This window comes from Faecalibacterium hattorii, from assembly GCF_003287455.1.
GTDB lineage: Bacteria > Bacillota > Clostridia > Oscillospirales > Ruminococcaceae > Faecalibacterium > Faecalibacterium hattorii.
This window is the reverse complement of record NZ_PRLC01000006.1, coordinates 1-19674: the sequence shown is the minus strand read 5'-3', so window position 1 is coordinate 19674 and position 19674 is coordinate 1. Positions and strand designations below refer to the sequence as shown.

The 19674-nt window shown below is 60.0% G+C and carries 16 protein-coding genes and 1 tRNA gene; 6 read left to right on the top strand and 11 right to left on the bottom strand.

Going from position 1 to position 19674, the window contains the following annotated elements; translation table 11 throughout:
• Positions 1–31 precede the first annotated feature (31 nt).
• Genes C4N23_RS05310 through C4N23_RS05295 form a run of 4 tightly spaced genes read right to left on the bottom strand, consistent with a single transcriptional unit; the run spans position 32 to position 4855 of the window.
• Complete coding sequence (locus C4N23_RS05310) at positions 32–1519, bottom strand: transglutaminase-like domain-containing protein (RefSeq protein ID WP_112144603.1); 1488 nt, start codon at positions 1517–1519, stop codon at positions 32–34.
• A gap of 30 nt (positions 1520–1549) precedes the next feature.
• Entirely contained in the window at positions 1550–2656 is a 1107-nt protein-coding gene (locus C4N23_RS05305) for an alpha/beta hydrolase (protein WP_112144600.1), read from the bottom strand.
• Between the two features lie 27 nt (positions 2657–2683).
• Complete coding sequence (locus C4N23_RS05300) at positions 2684–3775, bottom strand: alpha/beta hydrolase (protein WP_242983729.1); 1092 nt, start codon at positions 3773–3775, stop codon at positions 2684–2686.
• A gap of 18 nt (positions 3776–3793) precedes the next feature.
• Complete coding sequence (locus C4N23_RS05295; RefSeq protein WP_181567075.1) at positions 3794–4855, bottom strand: alpha/beta hydrolase; 1062 nt, start codon at positions 4853–4855, stop codon at positions 3794–3796.
• A gap of 374 nt (positions 4856–5229) precedes the next feature.
• Between C4N23_RS05295 and C4N23_RS05290 the strand changes: the two genes are divergently transcribed.
• From C4N23_RS05290 to sufU, 6 genes are all read left to right on the top strand, one after another.
• A complete protein-coding gene (locus C4N23_RS05290; RefSeq protein WP_112144597.1) occupies positions 5230–5748 on the top strand; it encodes a GNAT family N-acetyltransferase in 519 nt (172 codons plus the stop codon).
• Between the two features lie 254 nt (positions 5749–6002).
• The gene (gene sufC / locus C4N23_RS05285) at positions 6003–6761 is read left to right on the top strand and encodes a Fe-S cluster assembly ATPase SufC (RefSeq protein ID WP_055190413.1); all 759 of its coding nucleotides are present in this window, start codon (positions 6003–6005) and stop codon (positions 6759–6761) included.
• Entirely contained in the window at positions 6758–8176 is a 1419-nt protein-coding gene (sufB, locus tag C4N23_RS05280) for a Fe-S cluster assembly protein SufB (protein ID WP_112144595.1), read from the top strand. Before sufC ends, sufB begins: the two co-directional genes overlap by 4 nt.
• 19 nt (positions 8177–8195) lie before the next feature.
• Complete coding sequence (locus C4N23_RS05275) at positions 8196–9284, top strand: SufB/SufD family protein (RefSeq protein ID WP_112144592.1); 1089 nt, start codon at positions 8196–8198, stop codon at positions 9282–9284.
• Positions 9265–10482, top strand: a complete 1218-nt coding sequence (locus C4N23_RS05270; RefSeq protein ID WP_112144589.1) for an aminotransferase class V-fold PLP-dependent enzyme — start codon at positions 9265–9267, stop codon at positions 10480–10482. The genes C4N23_RS05275 and C4N23_RS05270 overlap by 20 nt, the downstream gene beginning before the upstream one ends.
• Entirely contained in the window at positions 10479–10922 is a 444-nt protein-coding gene (gene sufU, locus C4N23_RS05265) for a Fe-S cluster assembly sulfur transfer protein SufU (RefSeq protein ID WP_112144587.1), read from the top strand. The genes C4N23_RS05270 and sufU overlap by 4 nt, the downstream gene beginning before the upstream one ends.
• Before the next feature lie 66 nt (positions 10923–10988).
• Here sufU and C4N23_RS05260 read toward each other — a convergent pair whose 3' ends face one another.
• The 7 genes from C4N23_RS05260 to C4N23_RS05230 form a co-directional block, all read right to left on the bottom strand.
• Positions 10989–12476, bottom strand: coding sequence for an Ig-like domain-containing protein (locus C4N23_RS05260; RefSeq protein WP_112144585.1), 1488 nt, complete (start codon positions 12474–12476; stop codon positions 10989–10991).
• Between the two features lie 39 nt (positions 12477–12515).
• Complete coding sequence (locus C4N23_RS05255; RefSeq protein WP_242852816.1) at positions 12516–13625, bottom strand: HlyD family secretion protein; 1110 nt, start codon at positions 13623–13625, stop codon at positions 12516–12518.
• A 2-nt stretch (positions 13626–13627) separates the two neighbouring features.
• Positions 13628–14083 carry a GyrI-like domain-containing protein gene (locus C4N23_RS05250; RefSeq protein WP_055190398.1) on the bottom strand — a complete coding sequence of 152 codons (456 nt, stop codon included), beginning with the start codon at positions 14081–14083 and terminating at the stop codon, positions 13628–13630.
• Between the two features lie 72 nt (positions 14084–14155).
• Positions 14156–14521, bottom strand: coding sequence for an endonuclease domain-containing protein (locus C4N23_RS05245; protein WP_207657357.1), 366 nt, complete (start codon positions 14519–14521; stop codon positions 14156–14158).
• Between the two features lie 916 nt (positions 14522–15437).
• A complete protein-coding gene (locus C4N23_RS05240; protein ID WP_112144583.1) occupies positions 15438–15893 on the bottom strand; it encodes a hypothetical protein in 456 nt (151 codons plus the stop codon).
• Positions 15894–16000: 107 nt separating this feature from the next.
• Complete coding sequence (locus C4N23_RS05235) at positions 16001–18394, bottom strand: peptidase domain-containing ABC transporter (RefSeq protein WP_112144581.1); 2394 nt, start codon at positions 18392–18394, stop codon at positions 16001–16003.
• Between the two features lie 474 nt (positions 18395–18868).
• Positions 18869–18945, bottom strand: a tRNA-Asn gene (locus C4N23_RS05230).
• Between the last annotated feature and the right edge of the window lie 729 nt (positions 18946–19674).

Genomic DNA, 19674 nt, shown 5'->3' with positions numbered 1-19674 from the left:
CGCCGTACTGGGCGGGACCCGGTTTAAGGTCTTATTCTTCCAAAAGTTCGTAGTCCACCAGCTCTTTGCGGGTGTCGAGGGCATCGCCGTAAAGGCCCACGCCGTCCACTTCGCATTCGCCGGACTGGTTGTCGTAGGGGTCGGAGCGGAAACCGGTCATGGGCGGGTCAAAAGGCGCTTCGAAGGCGCGGTTTGCCACCATGCGGCCGGTGTCCAGACTGCCGAAGTAGTGGCGGCGCATGGTCTCGTCCCCCAGCCGCGCCATGGAGGCGCCAAAGGAGCAATCGGCGTACATCCAGCCCTTCGGTGCGATGTAGAACATGGCCCAGTCGTGGCAGCCGACCCCGGTGAGGGAAACGGACAGGCCGCTCTGCCACTGGGCCGGGATGCCCACGATGCGGCAGAGGGTGATGAAGGTCAGCGCCATGATGCCGCAGTCGCCCCGGCGGTCCCGCGCGCAGTGGTCGGGCAGACACTCCTGCACGAAGTAGGCAGGCTGGTAGTGGTAGCGGACGTTCAGGGTAACGTAATCATAGATGCGCTTGGCCTTTTCCGCCGGGTCGGTAATGCCGTCGGTCAGTTGATGGGCCAGCGCTTTCAGGTAGGGCGTAAAGACGATGTGGGGCGCTTCCTCCCCGGTGTCGAAGGTCGGCTGCTCTGCGTCGGGGGTGAAGTCCAGCGGGTCGGTATAAGCAGCCGTCTCACGGTAGCGGTACTGCACGCCGAAGCGGCGGTTCTCGGTAAGGTCGGCCTCCCAGTACACGGTGCGCTGGGGCGCATTTTCGTCCGCAATGCGGGCGGGCGGCTCGGTGAGATCAAGCAGCTCGATCTCGCTCTGGGAAAGGCACGCCGCCGGGATGGGCAGCCACGCCCGGACATGGACGCTGCTCCGCCCTTCCGCCTTGGCCTTTGCCAGCGCTTCGGCAAACGCTTCGTCCGACATGCCGACGCTGGCGCGCAGGGTGATGCGGGCGCTGGCGTTGCCGGTCTGCTCCATCTGCTCGTGCTGGCGGCGGCGGAACTCCCGCGCGGCGGTGTTCGGCGCGGGCGGGTCCAGCTGCCGGGCCGCAAGGTCGGCATGGGTGGCCAGCAGCGTTTCGGCGAAGCGGTCGAGGTAGTGCTTTTCCCCTTCCACGAACCGCCAGTCCACCCGGCCGTGCTTGACGAGCTGGCGGAACTCTTCGGCGGTGAAGTCCTTCACCAGCCCCTGCATCCGGGCTACGGCCTCGGCCTCGGTGTAGCAGTATTCTGCCGGGAGGCGGCGCATCATCTCCCGCTGAGCCAGCATCGCTTCCCGCAGCGCCTCCACGCCCTGCGGCGTCGGGTTCTGGGGCAGCGGGCCGCCCATCGGGTCAAGCCCTTGGCTGCGGGGGCTGTTCTGGGTGTCGGTCCAGTCCTCAGCCAGATATTCGTCGATCCGCTCAATGGCCTCTTGGTAATAGCCCGCGGCCTTCAGCCGCTCCACATCGTCCGGCAGCCCTGCGTTCAGGCTGCGGAATGCCTTGTTCTGATCCTTCATCGAACCATTCCTTTCTTTTTACTTTCGTCGTTATGCGGCGGGCTGCTGTGCCGTATTCTGCGCCGCCTGTTCTTCCCAGAATGCCGCCGCGTCGTACAGCCAGCCGTCGGCATCCGTTCCGGTGCCGATGCCGCTGACATGGGGTGCATGATCGTACACGATATACTTGTGCGGCACATTGTGTGCTGCAAGGGCTGCTTCCAACACTGGTTCCTGCTGGGCTGCGTTCAGGGCAAACAGCGTGATGTCGTCCTTCCCATGCCAGTGGTACGTGGCCGGGAAATCGTCGGTGACATAATCCGAAACATTCATTGTGTAATAGCGAGGCTCCCGGATGCCGGGGTCCTGCAAAAAGCGGTATGCCCCTTTCACCAGCGTCATATTGTTGACCGGATATCCCAGCAGCAGCGCCGCCGGTTTCGGAACCTGATAATTTTTGTATCCTACAGCGTCGGAGCCGAACAGCCCGGTCAGATGCCCGCCCATCGAATACCCCACGATGGCGTAGTTTTCCGGCTGGATGGCGAACTCTGCGGCATGTTCCGTGATGTACCGCACCGCCCGGCCGATGTCCTCCAGCGGGGCGTTATCTCCTGCATCCGTCCAGATGCGGTAGCGCAGCACGAAGACGGCATACCCCATTTCGTGCAGCTGCCACGCAGTGCATGCTCCCTCTTCCAGCTCAGCGCTCTCGTTCCAGCCGCTGCCGGGGATGACGAGGGCATACTTCGCGCCCGCCTCCTTGGCCGGGAAATAGAACAGTGCCGTCTTCGCCTTGGTGGAGTCCTGCGCGATCTCATCCATTGTGTAGAACAGGTGGGTCACCTTGACGCCTGCGTTGTAATTTTCGATGACGAGGTTCATGCCGTCGGCGCTGCCTTGGGCCACATAGCGGTTGGTGTACTGTTCCAGCGTGGTTCGTTCCCACAGGCGCTGGCCCGGCGGGCAGTCCTTATCCTGCGAATAGGTATAAAAGCCGGAGTCCGCGATGCTGGGGTTCTCCCGCAATTCTTTCATGGTGGTCTGCGGGGTGATGTTGGCTTCCCCCTTCTTGCCTTCGGCGAAGGCGGGCAGGGCCAGCACCACCAGCAGGGCCAGCGTGGCCGCCAGCACCCGGCCGGTTCGTGTTTTCTGCATCTTGTGTTTCCACTCCCTTTTTTCGTTTTATGGGGCGGTGTGCGCTTCCCAGAACGCAACCGCTTCCTTGATCCAGCCCTCGGCGTCAGTTCCTTCCCCGATGCCGACGCCGTGTTGGGCGCAGCGGTAGACGTGCTCCTGATAGGGCACGCCGTTCGCCGCCAGCGCCTGTTGCAGCGCGGGGCCCTGCTGCCAATAGTTGAACGCCATCAGCATCACATCGTTCCGCGCGTACCAGAAATACGTGGGCGGGTAATCCGCATCTATGCAGTCGGAGATGTTATGATCGTAATAGCGGCGGCCGTCGCCGTGGGTATCCAGCAGCAGGTGGTAGATCGGTTTTGCCTCATAAAAGTTGTTGATGGGGTAGACCAGCAGCAGCACACCGGGCTTGGGCACATTGTAGTTCCGGTAGCCCAGCTCCTTGCCGCAGAACACCCCCGTGATCTGCCCGCCGGAGGAATAGCCCAGCAGGGCGTAGTCCTCGGTGCGGACGCCGAAGGTCTCGGCGTTGGCGGTGATGAACTGGATGGCCCGGCCAAGGTCTTCCAGCGGGGCGTTGTCCTTGGCCTCCTTGCCGATACGGTAGCGCAGCGCGAACACCGCGTAGCCCCGCTGGTGCAGCTCCCATGCCGTCGAAACACCGCCCCGCATCTCGCCGCTGTAGAACAGCGCATTGCCGGAAAGCACCACCGCGTACTTCGCGTTGGGCTGCTCCGCCGGGAAATAATACAGCTCCACATGGTCGCGGCTCTTGTCCTGCGCGATCTCCTCCGGGGTGAAGAGCTTATAGGTGATCTGCGTGCCCGCGTTGTAGGTCTCGATGATGAGATTCATCCCGGCCACGCAGCTGTTGACCGACTGCTTGCCGATGACCTGCTGCAGGGTGTCGTTGTCCTTGCTGTTCTGCAAAAAGCCGCAGTCCCGCTCCCAGACGTACACATAGGTGTACAGCCCGGAGCCTTTGATGCTGGGGTTCTCCCGCAGTTCTTTCATGGTGGTCTGCGGGGTGATGTTGGCTTCCCCCTTCTTGCCTTCGGCGAAGGCGGGCAGGGCCAGCACCACCAGAAGGGCCAATGCAGCCAGCAGGATGCGCAAGATTCGATTCCGGTTCGTCATGTACGGTTTCCTTCTTTGTTATTCAGCGGTCTGGGCTTCCCAGAAGGCAGCGGCGGCGTCGAGCCAGCCTTCTGCGTCGGTGTTCGTTCCAGTGCCGACACCATGGGTCGCCCGCTTGTAAAGCCGCTCTTCATAGGGGATGTGATGTGCTTGCAAGGCCTTGTTCAGTGCCGGGCGCTGAGCCGGATACCACAGCAGCGGGAAGACATAATCATCCATCCCGTACCAGTGGAACACGGGCGGGTAGTCGTCGGTGATGCAGCCGGAGATGGTCCACTCATAATAGCGGGATTGCAGGGTGTGGGGGTCCATCGCCAGATGGTAGATCGGCTTATACTCGAAGAAGTCGTTAATGGGGTAGCCCAAGATCAGCGCACCGGGCCGGGGGACGCCATAATTGCGGTAGCCGTGGGCCTCGGAGCCGAAGATGCCCGCCAGATGGCCACCGGAGGAATAGCCCAGCAGCGCGTAATCTTCCGGCTGGGCGCCGAAGGTCTCGGCATGGGCCGTGATGTACTGCACGGCCCGGCCCAGATCATCCACCGGGGCGTTGTCTTTTGCCTCTTGGAAGACGCGGTAGCGCAGCACAAAGACGGCATATCCCCGCTCGTGGAGCTGCCACGCGGTCGCATAGCCCTCGGCGAGGTTGGAGGTCTTGTTCAGCACATTGCCGGACATCACAATGACATACTTGCCGCCCGGCGTTTCGGCGGGGAGATAATACAGCTCCACATCGTTCCGGGTGGGCTGCGCGGCGATCTCCTCCTCGGTGTAGACTTTATAAGTTACCTGCCCGCCCGCTTCGTACCGGTCCAGCAGGGCGTTTATCATCTTTGCGCAGTCGTCCGCCACGGATTCGCCCACATAGTCCCGCAGGGTGGTCTCTGCGGCTTTCGGTTCCGGGTCATCGTTAGCCTTCTGGTAGGTCCAGATGCCGGAAGCCTGTACGCGGGGGTCCGAGCGGATCTCACCCATCGTGGTCTCGGTGGTGATGGTGCCCGCCGCAAACGTAGGCAGCGCCAGCGTCATCATCAGGCCAAGACAGCACAGCGCCGCCGCCAGCTTCGTTCTCTTTTTCATGGGTACGCTCCTTTGCTGCTGCCCGGATTGCATTTTTCCGCGAAGTGGTCTATAATGATTTTCTGCACGGGCAAATACAGCCCAAAATATTTACTCTATTGTATCACAACCGATCCTTTTCGGAAAGGTTTCTGCCATAAAAAAGGAGCAGGTCATCGTCGGCTGCGACGCCCACGCGCCGGAAAAGCCGGACGCGGCGCCCCTGCTGCGGGAAAAGCAGTCCTGCCTGCGCAGCCTCGGCATCAAAGTGCCGGGTTCTCTGCCCGGCCCCGTCTGAGCCGTTGTACTTTGCCGAAAAGTCTGCTATACTGAAGCTGTCAGAAGGAATTTTGTGAGGGAAATGCGGAGCATTGCGGCTCCGGTCAGGGGAACGTATGAACGAGATCACAGTCCGGCCCATGACGCCGGAAGATTGGTCCGCAGTCGCCAAGATCTATCTGGAAGGCATTGCCACCGAGCACGCCACCTTCCAGACCGACTGCCCGCCTTATACCGCGTGGGATGCCTCCCACACCAAGGAATGCCGCCTTGTGGTGGTGGATGACGGCGTGCTGGCCGGGTGGGCCGCCCTGCACCGGGTAGACCCGCGCTGGTGCTACCGGGGCGTGGCCGAGATCAGCATCTACATTGGTGAGCGCTTCCGGGGCCGGGGGCTGGGTTCCCAGCTCCTGAACGCTCTCTGCCAAGAAGCCGAGGAGGCCGGGTACTGGACGCTGCAATCCACCGTCCTGCAGGACAACGCCGCCTCCAAGGGGTTGCACCTGAAATGCGGCTTCCGCCTTGTGGGCCGCCGTGAGCGGATCGCGCGGGACTGCCACGGCCGCTGGCTGGACACCCTTTTGATGGAACGCCGCTGCAAGGACGATGAGCCTTCCGGCTACCGGAAACTGTAACGAAAACTGAGAAAAGAGCGGGGACCCTGTGTGCGGCACAGAGTTCCCGCTCTTTCTTATCGCCCTTCACCCTGCACAAAGGGGGCCGAAAGTTCTCCACCGTTTCTTGGTATAAGCGCCGAAGAGTGTTAATCTTTTTTGACACCCCTTGCAATTCCTAGAAAGTTGGTATAGTATAAAGGTCGAGAGTTATCCTACCACACCACTCTGAATTGAGAGTGCGTGCGGTATTGCGTTACAAGGAGGTAGATCCTATGAGCAGTCCCCTGCTGGAAGTCAAAGATTTACAGGTCACGGTCGGCGAGGAGCAGAAGGTGCTTCTGGACGGCCTGAACCTGACCGTCAACCCCGGTGAGACCCATGTTCTGATGGGCCACAACGGCGCGGGCAAATCCACCCTGATGAGCGCCCTGATGGGCGATCCCCGCTATACCGTCACCCGCGGCAGCATTGTTTTCCGCGGGCAGGATGTGACCCACGAGAGCGCGGACGTCCGCGCAAAGCTGGGCATGTTCCTTTCCTTTCAGACGCCGGAGGAGATCCCCGGCATCACGCTGGAAAATTTCCTGCGCACCGCACAGGGTGCCATCACCGGCAAGCCCGTCAAGGTCTTCGCCTTCCGCAAGGAGCTGGCACAGCAGATGGAGGCCCTTGGCATGGACCCCAGCTATGCCGAGCGCTACCTGAACGTGGGCTTCTCCGGCGGCGAGAAGAAGAAGAGCGAGATCTTGCAGCTCCTCATGCTCAAGCCGAAGCTGGCATTGCTGGACGAAACGGACTCCGGCCTTGACGTGGACGCCGTAAAGACCGTGGCGCAGGGCGTCCGCGCTTACCACAACGAGGAGAACGCCCTCCTCATCATCACCCACAACGCCAAGATCCTTGAGGGCCTGAAGGTGGATTTTGTGCATGTGCTGGACGATGCCCGCATCGTGCGCACCGGCGATGGCAGCCTTGTGAACGAGATCATCGAGGAGGGCTTCCACGCGCTGAAGGAGGACGAAGCGAAATGAGAGCCTTTGAGACCGAAAAGACCGATGTTGCCGAAGTGGACCGCAGCATTTACGACATCAAGGACGCCGCAAACGCCGCCTTTGAGGTAAATTCCGGCCTGACACCCGACATCGTGGCCAAAATTTCCGAGGAAAAGCACGACCCGGAGTGGATGCGTGGGTTCCGCCAGAAGAGCCTTGAAATTTACAACAAGATGCCGGTGCAGAACTGGGGCCCTTCCATCGAAGGGCTGGATATGCGCAATATCGTCACCTACGTCCGCCCCAACACCGAGATGCGGGGCAAGTGGAGCGAGGTGCCGGAGGACATCAAGAACACCTTTGAGCGCTTGGGCATTCCCAAGGCCGAGCGGGCTTCGCTGGCCGGCGTGGGTGCGCAGTACGACTCCGAGGTGGTCTACCACAACGTCAAAGCAGAGGTGGCCGCGCAGGGCGTCGTCTACACCGACATGGAAAGCGCCCTCACCGGCCCCTACGCCGACATGGTCAAGAGCCACTTCATGAAGCTGGTGCCCCCCACCGACCACAAGTTCGCGGCCCTGCACGGGGCGGTGTGGAGCGGCGGCTCCTTCGTGTACGTTCCCGCCGGGGTGCATGTGGAGATCCCGCTGCAATCCTACTTCCGCCTGAACGCCCCCGGTGCGGGCCAGTTCGAGCACACCCTCATCATCGTGGACAAGGGTGCCTACCTCCACTTCATCGAAGGCTGCTCGGCCCCGAAGTACAACGTGGCCAACCTCCATGCGGGCTGCGTGGAAATTTACGTGGGCGAGAACGCCCGCGTCCGCTACTCGACCATTGAGAATTGGTCGAAGAACATGTACAACCTGAACACCAAGCGCGCCAAGGTGGAAAAGGGCGGCACGATCGAATGGGTCTCCGGTTCCTTCGGCTCCCATACCTCCTGCCTCTACCCCATGAGCATTCTGGCGGGCGAGGGTGCCCGGATGGAGTTCACCGGCATCACCTTTGCGGGTGCCGGGCAGGACCTCGACACCGGTGCCAAGGTGGTCCACGCGGCCCCCAACACCAGTTCCCACATCACGACCAAGTCCATCGCGCGGGACGGTGGCATCTCGAACTTCCGCAGCTCCGTCACGGTGCTGCCGGGCGCGAAGAACAGCCGCAGCGCCGTCTCCTGCGAGAGCCTGATGCTGGACGACCGCTCCCGCTCCGACACCATCCCGGAGATGGACATCCGCTGCGACGCGGTGGATGTGGGCCACGAAGCCAAGATCGGCCGCATCAGCGAGGAAGCGGTCTTCTACCTGATGAGCCGCGGCCTGAGCGAAGAGGATGCCCGCGCCCTCATCGTGGGCGGTTTTGCAGAACCCATTGCCAAGGAGCTGCCCGTGGAGTACGCGGTGGAGATGAACAACCTCATCCACCTCGAAATGAAGGGTAGCATCGGCTGAAAGGAGGGCCGGAAGTGTTATGAATGACTTGAACATGAATCGTCTGCCGGTTCCTACTTGGAACCAGTGCGGCGTCAACAGCGCTCCCAAAGCAGCGGCGCTGCCGGAGATCCCCGGCGACGACTGGGGTGAAGCGAACATCGCCTTCACCCTGCCCGCCGGGGTCGGCGAAGCCGAGAACGACTTCACCGCCTTTTCGGAGAGCGGCATGGGCGAGGCCGTCGATACCTATCTGCTGGAAAATGCCACCGTCCGCCATGCGCTGACAGTGGCCGAAGATACCAAGGTGGAAGCGCCCGCCCTCTTTGAGGTCACGCTGGACGCTGCCCACCCCAACGCCCTGAGCGTCCTTTCCGTGGACGCCAAGGCGGGCAGCAGCCTGACCGTGGTGCAGGTGGTGCGGGGCGACGCGGAAAACGGTGCCGCCGCTTCCCTCACCCGCATCCGCGCGGGCGAGAACGCCCACGTCAAGCTGGTGCAGGTGCAGCTGCTGGGTTCCCACGCCCGCCGCTGGAACGCCGTCGCCATCGAGGAAGCCAAGAGCGCCAAGGTGGAGCAGGTGCGCATCGAGCTGGGCGGTGCCCTCTCGGCATGCGGTGCCAAGGCACAGCTCGCCGCTTCCAAGAGCGAGTACGACCTTGATGCCGTCTACTTCGGCAGCGGCGACGCCGTGCTGGATTACAACGATGTCTCCGTTCACACCGCCAAGGACACCCTGTGCGAGATGCACACTGCCGGCGTCCTGACCGGCCATGCCGATAAGATCCTGCGCGGCACCATCGACTTCCGCCGGGGTGCCAAGCGCAGCGTCGGCCACGAGAGCGAGGACGTGCTGCTGTTCAGCCCCGCCGCCCGCAACCGCACCGCGCCGCTGATCCTCTGCGGCGAAGAAGAAGTCGAGGGCCAGCACGCTGCCTCCATCGGGCGGCTGGATGAGGCCAAGCTCTACTACCTGCGCTCCCGCGGCCTTTCCGAGGAACAGGCACGCCGCCTGATGGTGGACGCCCGCTTTGCCCCGGCCATCGAAAAGATTCCCCTCGCGGCGCTTCAGGACGAAGTGCGCGAGGCGGCAGCAAGGAGGCTCGACGATGCAGAATCCATGGATTAAGGATTTCCCGATCCTGAGCGCCGACGAAAACGGCACCCGGCTCGTTTATCTGGACAGCGCCGCCACCACCCAGCACCCCACGCAGGTGCTGGACGCCGTGACCCGCTACTACACCCACGACAACGCCAACCCCCACCGGGGCGTGTATGACCTCGCCATGCGGGCCACCGACGCCCACGAGGGGGCCCGGCACCGGGTGGCCCAGTTCTTCCACGCGGAGGACGATGAGATCGTCTTCACCCAGAACACCACCGAGTCCCTGAACCTTGTGGCCTACAGCTACGGGCTCCACTTCCTGCACGCGGGCGACGAGATCGTGATCTCGGTCGCGGAGCACCATTCCGACCTCGTGCCGTGGCAGCGGGTGGCCGAGGCCACGGGCGCAGCCCTCGTGTACCTCTACCCCGGCCCGGACGGCCGCCTGACCACCGATGAGCTGGACCGGAAGATCACCGCCAAGACCAAGCTCGTGGCCATCGGCATGGTGTCCAACGTATTGGGGCTGCGGGCCCCGGTGGAAGAGATCGTGGCCCGCGCCCACGCTGTCGGGGCCGTCGTGGTGCTGGACTGCGCCCAGAGCGCGCCCCACATGCCCGTGGACGTGAAGGCGCTGGACGTGGATTTCGCGGCCTGTTCCGCCCACAAGCTCTACGCCCCCATGGGCATGGGCGCCCTCTACGCCCGCAGGGAGCTGCTGGACAAGATGCCCCCCTTCCTCAGCGGCGGCGACATGATCGGCGCGGTCCATGAGCACAGCGCCACATGGGCCGAGGGCCCCCGCAAGTTTGAGGCGGGCACCCGGAACGTGGGCGGCGAGGTGGGCTTTGCCGCCGCGCTGGACTACATCGACCACATCGGCTGGCAGACCATGATGGATCACGAGCACGCCCTGCTGGAGCGGATGCTCAAGGGCATGGCCGATATGCCGTGGCTGACCGTGTACGGGGACCCCACCGCCGCCAAGCGGTTCGGCGTGGTGTCCTTCAATGTGCAGGACGTCCACCCCCACGACGTCGCCACCATTCTGGATGCGGGCGGCGTGGCCATCCGGGCCGGGCACCACTGTGCCCAGCCCCTGATGGACTTCCTCGGCATCGGCTCCTGCTGCCGCGCCAGCGTGGCCATCTACAACACGCCGGAAGACATCGACGCGCTGCTGAACAATCTCGAAAATGTACGAAAGGTGATGGGTTTATGAATCTGAACGAGCTTTACACCCAGATCATTACCGAAAACAGCCGCAGCAAGGAGAACCGCCACCCCGTCGAGGGGGCCACCCACAGCCTTGAGGGCGTCAACCCCAGCTGCGGCGACGACATCACCCTTCAGCTGCGGGTCAAGGACGGCGTCATTGAGGACGCCGGGTTCATCGGCACCGGCTGCGCCATCTCCCAAGCGTCGGCCTCCCTGATGATCGACCTCGTGAAGGGCCGCACCGTGGAGGACGCACGCCGCCTCATCGGCCTGTATTTTGATATGATCAAGGGCAAGATCACCCCGGAGCAGCTCGACGACCTCGAAGACGCCGCCGCGCTGCAGGGCATCGCCCATGTTCCCGCCCGCGTCAAGTGCGCGGTCCTCGCGTGGCACACGCTGGAGGAAGCGCTGGACGGCGAAGGCACGATTGAATCGAAGTAAGGATTCCCCTCTACGCAAAAACTCCCGGACACTTCGTCCGGGAGTTTTTCGTTTTAACGTACGATCTTACCAGAACCAATACCGCTTCTTGACCGCGATATAGGCGATCAGACAGGCGACGACCACTACACCGGCCCCGATGAAGAAGGTCCAGTTGATGCTGGTGAACCGCAGATTCTGGTTCGTCAGCAGGTACTCGCCCGCCACATCGGCGTGGAGGACGCCGTCCTTGTAGCTGTTCAGGAACTGCCACTTGCCGCTGACGCTGTTGTGTAGGTAGAGGCGGCTGTAGGCTGCATTCTCCCCGGTCAGGGCGATCTGCACCCCGCAGGGCATCTCGCCGCCGTCGTTCAGGGTAAAGCGGAGGCCGTTCTCGTCCTGCGTAAAGGTCAGCGCGGTGGCGATCTCACTGGTGGTGTTGCGGATAGCGCTGCCGTCCACGGTCAGGGTGTAGTCCTTGGCGTCGAGCACGAGGGTGCGGCCCGTGGTGCGCAGGGCGTTGAGCATCTCGGTGGTGATCACCGGCACCTGCTCCTGCGGGTAGGAGATGGTGTCCGACGCCGCATTCTCGATGGCGTTCACGATGGGGTCGCCGTCGGCGGGTTCGGTGCCGTCGCCGTCGGCGGTGCCGCCGTTGCTGCTGGAAGACGCCGTGCGGTTGACGATGACCGTCACCGACGAAGAGACCGTGCCGTTGGAGACGACCACGGAGGTCGCACCGGTGGAAACGCCGGTAACAACGCCGCTGGCGCTGACGGTGGCGATGCTCTTATCGCGGCTGGTGAAGGTCAGGGACTGGGACGCCGTGGAGGGTGCCACCGAGCCGGTGATCTTGCCGGACGCGCCCGGCTTGAGCACGAGGTAGTTCGTGTTCAGGGAGAGGGACTCCGCCGCGCCGGTACTGGAGCTGGGCGCCGCCACCACCGTGACCGTCGCCGAGCAGCTCACATCGCCGGTGGAAGCCGTGATGGTCGCTTTGCCGGGGGCGATGCCCGTCACCTTGCCGAAGTTGTTGACGGTGGCCACGCTGGGGTCGGAAGAAGTCAGCGTCACATTGATGTAATTTGCCGCCGTAGTGGGCAGGACCGCCAGCGAGACGTTGGTGTGATCGCCCACCGCGATGGTGCTGGACGCCAGCGTGATGTCCATCTCGGTGGCGATCATCGTGCTGTCGGGCTGGGTGGTGATGGCATAGGTGCAGCTCACGCCGCCGCAGGTGGCCGTGATCTGGGCCGTGCCGAGGCCGACGGCCTGTACCACGCCGTCCTCCGTCACCGAGACGATGTTCGGGTTATCGGAAACGTAGCTGACGCCGTTGCGCTTCGCGGCCTTGGCGGGGGTGACCACCGGCGAAAGCTGCTGCGCGGTGCCCACGGTCATGGAGGCGGCATAATCGCCGGTCTCCACGCTCTCGGTGGCGACGACGCTCCACGGGAAGGTGATGGCCGCGGGAGCAGAAATGGGGCTGGCGGCTGTGGCGGGCAGCGCGGCCCCTGCGGCCAGCAGGGTGAGCAGCGCGGCGCTTACGGCCAACTGTTTCGGGTTCAATTTCATTCTATCGTACCTCTTTGGGCGTTGGTTTACGGACGCTGTTTAACGGAACAAAACGCCCAGAGCCTCCATCACGTAGTCGAAGTAAGTCAGCTCGTCGTACTCGACACGGGCGGTCACGCTCATGCCGTTGGCCAGATCGACCTTGTCGCCGCCGTTGCTCACCACATAGGTGCTGTTGGGCTTGATGGTCATCTTGTAGTAGGAGCCGGACGTGCTGGAGGTCACATCGCTGTCGATGGAAGTGACGGTGCCGGTCAGGTTGCCGTAGGAATACTCGGACAGGCCGGTGATGGCGATCTTGCATGGGTCGCCCACGTTGACGAGGGGCCGGTCGCTGACGGTCAGGGCCGCCACCACCTCAAGGTCGCTGTTCTCGCTGGCGACGGTGGCCAGCGCGGAACCGGCGCTCAGCACCATGCCCTCCTTGTAGGGGGTGTCCATGTGGATGACGCCGGAGGTGGGGGCATAGATATAGTAATCGTTCGCGCCGCTTTCCAGTGCGTCCAGTTGGGTCTGCAGGTTGTCGATGTTGGCCTGAACGCTGGTCAGGTTCGCGGTCACCGACTGCAAAGTGGAGTAGTACAGTGACTCGATCTCGCTCTGGTTCTGCTCCATCAGGGCCTTGATCTGCTCCTCGGAGTAGCCCGCGGCCTGATAGGGCGAAGCGTCAAAGGCCTTCTGCTGTACTTGGCTCTTGTAGTTCTCGTACTGATAATAGTACGGCTGATCGTCGATATCCGTCTCGCTGAAGTAGTTCTTGTCGTCCTGAATGGACTTGAGCAGCTTCTCGTACTGGGACTTCTGCTTTTCGTAGATCTCCAGCTGGCTCTTGTAGCCGTCGGTCTGCATATCGATGTCCGTGCTCTTGATGTGGGCAATGAGGTCGCCCTCGTTGACGTAGCTACCCTCAGAGACGTTCAGCTCGGTCAGGGTGCCGGAGTAGCTGGACATGATGTAGGTTTTATTGCTTGCCTGCACGGTGCCGACCGACTGGCTGACGTAGGTGCGGTAATTCTTGGTGCTCCAGATGGTCAGGAACACCAGCAGGAATGCCACGAGGAGGATCATCGCATAGCCGAAGGGCGGCAGCTTTTTCTCCATCATGATGCGGCGATCCTGCAGATCGGAAAGATTCTGAATGGTCGTCATAATTATTTGGTCTCCATAAAGACGTCAAGCACGCCTTCGTCTTCGTCCTGATTGACATAGATGCTGTACACATCGCCGGTGCGCTCGATCTCGTTCTCAAAGGCATAGATGTCGAGCTTCTGGCTGGCGAGGCTGCTGTGATCCATGGGGCCGACATAGTGGGCGTAGAGGCAGTTGCGCACACGCAGCACCGCGTCCATCTCGTAGCCGGGGTCCAGCCGGGTGATCAACTGGTTGACCTGCTGCATAAAGTAGATGTCCGCCGTGGGGTTGGGGCCGGTGCGCATTTTAACGCACTGGATGATGGGGCCAACGGGCATGGCGTTGTGGCTGCGGATAAAGTTCTGCATCTGGGTCAGCACCACGGGCAGGTTGCCCAGCTCGCTGCCGTCCACCTTCCGCGCCAACACGTTGGTCAGCTTCAGGGTCTTGTGTTCTGCAACTTGAATTTCTCTCATCGTTTTGTCCACCTGTTTCATTAGATTTTATGGTAATGGGTGATCGTCTGTGGGAAAGGGGAAATTGTTATCCTACACCCTCGCTTGAATCTCTTGATGGATTTTCTCGCACACCACATCGAACTGCTGTTCCACCTCGCGGTTGGAAAAGCGCAATACCTTCAAGCCATACTCGCGCAGGATCTGGCTCCGCTCTTCGTCGTAAGCCTTCCCCTGTTCAGTATAATGCTGTAAGCCGTCCAATTCAATAACCAATCGTGCTTCCGCACAGTAAAAATCTACCACAAAAGATTCAATGATCCGCTGTTTGTAGATTTTTACTGGGTAGGAGCGCAGAAAGCGAAACCAAAGGTGTTGCTCTGATAAGGTCATTTCACGGCGCAATCTTCGGGCAACCGGAAGCATTTTGTTGTTTTTCACAACCGTGGTTTCCTTCACAAAAATGCCCCTTTCTGCCGTTTCTTGGGTCTGCCCTATCATACGCATCTGCTAAACTGAGGCGAAGTCTCCCCGCCAGCGTCCTCGCCCTCTCAGGCGCTTCGCGCCAGCTCCCCCAAAGTGGGAGCCCTTGGCAAAGGCGTGAAGTCTGAGCGCAGCGCCTGACGGCTCCCCTTGCGGCAGCAGGGCGTAAAGTATTAAACCGAAAACTCGGCGGACTGCCAAGGCCTCTCACTTTGGGAGAGGTGGCATCGCGAAGCGATGACGGAGAGGGCAAGCCCGCTCACAAGAACGTACCGCGTCAGTTTAGATTGAGGCTTTCGGAAGTCTGCCCCATCGTAAGCGTCATCTAAACCAACCAGTCGTCTCCCCGTCAGCGTCCTTGCCCTCTCAGGCGCTTCGCGCCAGCTCTCCCAAAGGGAGAGCCCTTGGCAAAGGCGGAAAGTTTCCGCGTAGCGCCTGACGGCTCCTTTGCGGCAGCAGGGCGTAAAGTACCGAACTGCAAACTTGGCGGACTGCCAAGGCCTCTCACTTTGGGAGAGGTGGCATCGCGCAAGCGATGACGGAGAGGGCAAGCCCGCTCACGGCGGCGCACCGCGTCCGTTTAGATTGCACTTGCGATGGAGCAGCTTACACTTGCGATAGGACAGATAGCACTTGCGATAGAGCAAATGGTTTTATTTTTCCACACACGATCACCTATTACCGCCCCTCCCCGCCGTTGCATCCGGTTTACGACAAAGCCCTCACCGGGCGCGGAGCGTTGCGGGGCACATAATAAGTGACGCTATAAAAATAAGGTGTGCCAGAAGGCTCACGCCTCCTGGCACACCATTACGAGGCATTGTCATCAGCCCCGCCTAACAAGTAGGGCGGTGCAAATGAAATACTCTTTCTATTTAGTTGTTAAGCCAAATTAGCCAACGACCTTGAAAATCTCTTTCCAATTGCCATCCTCGCCGAGGTAGGAGAAGGTCTTGGAAGCGGGGCTACCAGCCTTCAGCTTCACGTCGCCAGCCTTGTTAGCAACAGTGGTGTTGCCCAGCAGGTAAACAGCAGCAACATTGCCCAGAGTGTGAGCAATAGAGTCGCCGACGTTCTTGTTCTTAGCAACGAAGAAGCCCTTGAAAGCATCGCCAATGCCCTTCCAGTTAGCGTTGCCGCCGAAGACATAGCCCAGAGTGTTGTGGACCATGTCGTCAACGAAAGCGTTGCCAACGATGGTCACAACGTTGGTGTTGAAGGTCTTGACGTTAGCAGCAGTCCAAACGGTAGCAGTGCGATCGCCAACCCAGTCGATAAAGGATGCGCCGCCCTCGACATAGGACAGCTCGTTCTCTGCGATAACAGAGTAGTTTGCAGGCATCATCATAATGAATTACTCCCTTCAAATGATTGAATCGAATTTGAGGCTTTTTTCCGGCTGCGCAACCTTCCAAAAGCCGTTTTTATGTAATCGAGTGCGCACTCGATTGCAACTTAATAAGTAATGGCCTCCTCACCGTCGTCATCTTCCTCGACAACGGCCGCTGCCACGGGTTTGGGCGCTTCCTTCTTATGGCGGAAGATGCCCTGCTGGAGGTTCCAAAGCTCGTAATACTTGCCCTTTTTCTCCAGCAGCTCCTCATGGGTGCCGCGCTCCACGATCTCGCCGTGATCCATGACCAAGATCAGGTCACAATCGCGGATGGTGGACAGGCGGTGGGCCACAATGAGCATCGACTTATCAGCCAGTTGGTTGTAGATCATGTCAAAGATGGTGTTCTCTGTGCCAAAATCCAGACTGCTGGTCGATTCGTCCAGAATATAGAGGTTCGAGTCCTTCAGGAAAGCTCGTGCCAGAGCGATCCGCTGCTTCTCACCGCCGGACAGGCCGTTGCCGGCTTCCTCCAAGTAGGTGTTGTACTGCAGCGGCAGCTTGCGGATGAACTCGTGTGCATCGGCCTTCTTCGCTGCTTCCTTCACCTGTTCCATGGTGGCGTTCGGGTTGGAAATGCGGATATTCTCAAACAGAGTCTTGCTGAACAGCTCGACATTCTGCGGAACGTAAGAGATCGCGCGGCGCACCGATGCGTTGGTGTACTCGTCGAGGTTGATGCCATTCACATCGATCTCGCCGCTCTCCGGCTCATAATACTTGAGCAGGAGCTTGGTGATGGTGGACTTGCCGCTGCCGCTGCTGCCCACCAGCGCCACCTTCTTGCCCTGCGGGATCGTGAAGGAGATGTGGTTCAGTGCGGGGTTGCGGTTGCCATACCGGAAGGTAACATCCTTGAACTCGATGTCGCCCTCGATCTGCTCCATCTCGGTGTGCTCCTCGTCTTCCGACTGCTCGGACTCGTAGTCCATGATCTCGGTCAGACGCTTCATAGAGATATCAGCTTCCTGAATCGACATCTGCATCCCGATCAGGTCGCTCACCGGAGAAGTAAAGTAGCCCGAAAGCGTGCTGAACGCCATGTAACCGCCCAGCGTCAGGTCGCCGTTCAGCACCTGCATGATACCGGCATAGGTCGTGACCATGCCCAGCACCGTGGTGATAACGGTGGAGATCAGGGATTGCCCGGTGCTGATCTTGCTGGACCGGAGGCTGATCTTCAGGCTCTTGATGTACTCCCGTTCCAGCGCTTCCAGTTCGCGGTCTTCGCACGCATTGCACTTGATGGTCTCAATGCCGCGCAGACTCTCGATCATCTGGCTGTTCAGGATCGCCGACTGCTGCATCGTTTCTTCATTGATCCGCTTGTACGGCTGCTTGAAGATGATGACGAGCAGGAAGCTCAGCGCGGTGCTGAACAAGGTGAGGGAGAACAGCGTGGAGTTCATCCGGAACAGCACGACGCCCACACCCAGCGCCATGACCACGTCCATGACGATACTCATCGCCATGCTGGTCAGAACGGACTTGATGGTGCTTGCATCGGAGTAGCGGGTGGTGATCTCGCCGGTCTTCCGCGTTGCGAAGAACTTCATCGGCAGTTTGTACACATGCTCGAAGTAGCCCATCATCAACGGGATGTCTACCTTGATGGACAGGAAGATCAAGATCCACTCGCGAACCGTGCTGAGCAGGTTGCTGGTGAGGTTGACCACGCTGAACACGATGATCAAGGAGACGAGCAAGTTCTTCAATCCGTACGGGAGCACCTCGTCCATCAGCGCCTTGTTGAACACTGTGGAGACGATGCCGATCACCGTCAGGATCACCGAACTGAGGATAGCGTAGAAAAAGAGTTTCTTTTGCGGCCACAACAGGTCGATGTACCGCTTCAACATGCGGTGCTTGCCTTCCTTGTAGCTGAACTCTTCCTTGCCCTTACCATCGTCCTTCGCGGTGCCGTTGACACTGGTGGACTTTTTCGCCTTGCCGCCCTTGAACTCGGAAGTCGGGTTCAGCAGCAGCAACACGCCGGTAAAGTTCTTATAGAACTCATCAAGGCTGATCTTCTCAAGGTCTTTTGCCGGGTCGCCGATGATCACGGTGTCCTTGCATTTATACTTCTTGGTCTTATCGGCCTTGCGTTCCTCTTCCTGCTGCACATGCTTGTGGCGGGCGGTGTCGTCCTTGATGGTGGTCTTTTTGAAGACCACCACGAAGTGTGTCATGCCCTGATCCGTAATGACCTGTGCGATACAGGGAAGCGTAAAATCACTTAAAAAGTTCTCGCGGTCCACACGGACAGCTGCCGTGTTGAAGCCCATCTCATTGGCGGCTTTCTGCAGACCCACGAGGTTCGTGCCCTTCATGTCGGTACCCATCATGTCGCGTAAGCGGGTGATGGTGATTTCCTTTTTGTAATGGAGGCACACCATTGCGAGACTGGCAGCTGCACAGTCGGTCGTGTCGTGCTGCCGCACATAGGTATAACGCATAGATGTTTCCTTTACAAGAGACCGACAACCAATGGGAAACGATCTCTCTTCAACTTTCTAATATTCAAAACTGCCTCCCATATTCTAGCACAATACGGTCAAATACACAAGCAAAACTTTGTGCGCACCGCAAATGCAGAGCATCTTCAGCAGATTTTGACGCAGGAGAAAGGTTCTTCGCTCTCAAAAAGCAGCGCATAGCCCTCTGCTTTGCCCTGCCCTGCGGAGAACCAAGGCAAAGCAGAGGCCAAGCTGCTATCAAAAAGAAGGGAGCGCCTACCCTTTGATCGGTTCATCGCTTCAGGAAAACTTCCTAAAGCTTAGGTGCAGTATACCACAATCTGACAGCTTCTTCAAGAGGACATTTTTTAAGAAACCGTTAATTTTGAAAAAAATGTGAAAAAAGAAACAGAATGGTTACAGCCCACACCGATAAAAAAGGGCGGCGGATCAAAAACCCGCCGCCCAAATTACTGGCGCCTCTTGCCTGACTCGAACAGGCGACACCCTGATTAACAGTCAGGTGCTCTAACCGACTGAGCTAAAGAGGCATCTTTATTCAGAGCTTTACAGCGGTGAAAGCTGCTGCGAGTAGGATTATACCTCTTTTACGGACTATTTGCAAGCCTTTTTTGAAATTTTATGTAAAATAGGGGTCCTATAGGAAGCGCCAGCTAAACCGGGGCGAAGTCTGCCACATCATTCGCACTATCTAAACCTACGCCCTGCGCCGCCTCTGCCGGGCTCGCCCTCTCAGGCGCTTCGCGCCAGCTCCCCCAAAGTGGGAGCCCTTGGCAAAGGCGTGAAGTCTGAGTGCAGCGCCTGACGGCTCTTTTTGTGGCAGCAGGGCGTAAAGTATAAAACCGGAAACTTGGCGGACTGCCAAGGCCTCTCACTTTGGGAGAGGTGGCATCGCGGAGCGATGACGGAGAGGGCAAGCACGCTGACAAGAACGCACCGCGTAAGTTTAGATCAAGCCTTTCGGAAGTCTATCCCATCGTAAGCATCAGCTAAACCGGGGCGCAGTCTGCCCCATCATATGCACTATCTAAACCTACGCCCTGCGCCGCCTCTGCCGGGCTCGCCCTCTCAGGCGCTTCGCGCCAGCTGTCCTCCCTCTGTCGCATATGCGACATCTCCCTCCGGCCGGAGGGAGTCTTTCCCAAAGGGGGAGCCCTTGGCAAAGGCGTGAAGTCTCCGCGCAGCGCCTTCGGCTCCTTTGCGGCAGCAGGGCGTAAAGTGCTGAACTGCAAACTTTGCGGACTGCCAAGGCCTCTCAC

Bases quoted from the DNA above. Each gene is read 5' to 3' on its own strand.
- C4N23_RS05260 (WP_112144585.1), bottom strand. From the start codon at position 12,476: ATGAAATTGAACCCGAAACAGTTGGCCGTAAGCGCCGCGCTGCTCACC.
- C4N23_RS05305 (WP_112144600.1), bottom strand. From the start codon at position 2,656: ATGCAGAAAACACGAACCGGCCGGGTGCTGGCGGCCACGCTGGCCCTG.
- sufC (WP_055190413.1), top strand. From the start codon at position 6,003: ATGAGCAGTCCCCTGCTGGAAGTCAAAGATTTACAGGTCACGGTCGGC.
- C4N23_RS05250 (WP_055190398.1), bottom strand. From the start codon at position 14,083: ATGAGAGAAATTCAAGTTGCAGAACACAAGACCCTGAAGCTGACCAAC.
- C4N23_RS05300 (WP_242983729.1), bottom strand. From the start codon at position 3,775: ATGACGAACCGGAATCGAATCTTGCGCATCCTGCTGGCTGCATTGGCC.
- C4N23_RS05275 (WP_112144592.1), top strand. From the start codon at position 8,196: ATGAATGACTTGAACATGAATCGTCTGCCGGTTCCTACTTGGAACCAG.
- C4N23_RS05255 (WP_242852816.1), bottom strand. From the start codon at position 13,625: ATGACGACCATTCAGAATCTTTCCGATCTGCAGGATCGCCGCATCATG.
- C4N23_RS05290 (WP_112144597.1), top strand. From the start codon at position 5,230: ATGAACGAGATCACAGTCCGGCCCATGACGCCGGAAGATTGGTCCGCA.
- C4N23_RS05295 (WP_181567075.1), bottom strand. From the start codon at position 4,855: ATGAAAAAGAGAACGAAGCTGGCGGCGGCGCTGTGCTGTCTTGGCCTG.
- sufB (WP_112144595.1), top strand. From the start codon at position 6,758: ATGAGAGCCTTTGAGACCGAAAAGACCGATGTTGCCGAAGTGGACCGC.
- C4N23_RS05270 (WP_112144589.1), top strand. From the start codon at position 9,265: ATGCAGAATCCATGGATTAAGGATTTCCCGATCCTGAGCGCCGACGAA.
- C4N23_RS05240 (WP_112144583.1), bottom strand. From the start codon at position 15,893: ATGATGATGCCTGCAAACTACTCTGTTATCGCAGAGAACGAGCTGTCC.
- C4N23_RS05235 (WP_112144581.1), bottom strand. From the start codon at position 18,394: ATGCGTTATACCTATGTGCGGCAGCACGACACGACCGACTGTGCAGCT.
- sufU (WP_112144587.1), top strand. From the start codon at position 10,479: ATGAATCTGAACGAGCTTTACACCCAGATCATTACCGAAAACAGCCGC.
- C4N23_RS05310 (WP_112144603.1), bottom strand. From the start codon at position 1,519: ATGAAGGATCAGAACAAGGCATTCCGCAGCCTGAACGCAGGGCTGCCG.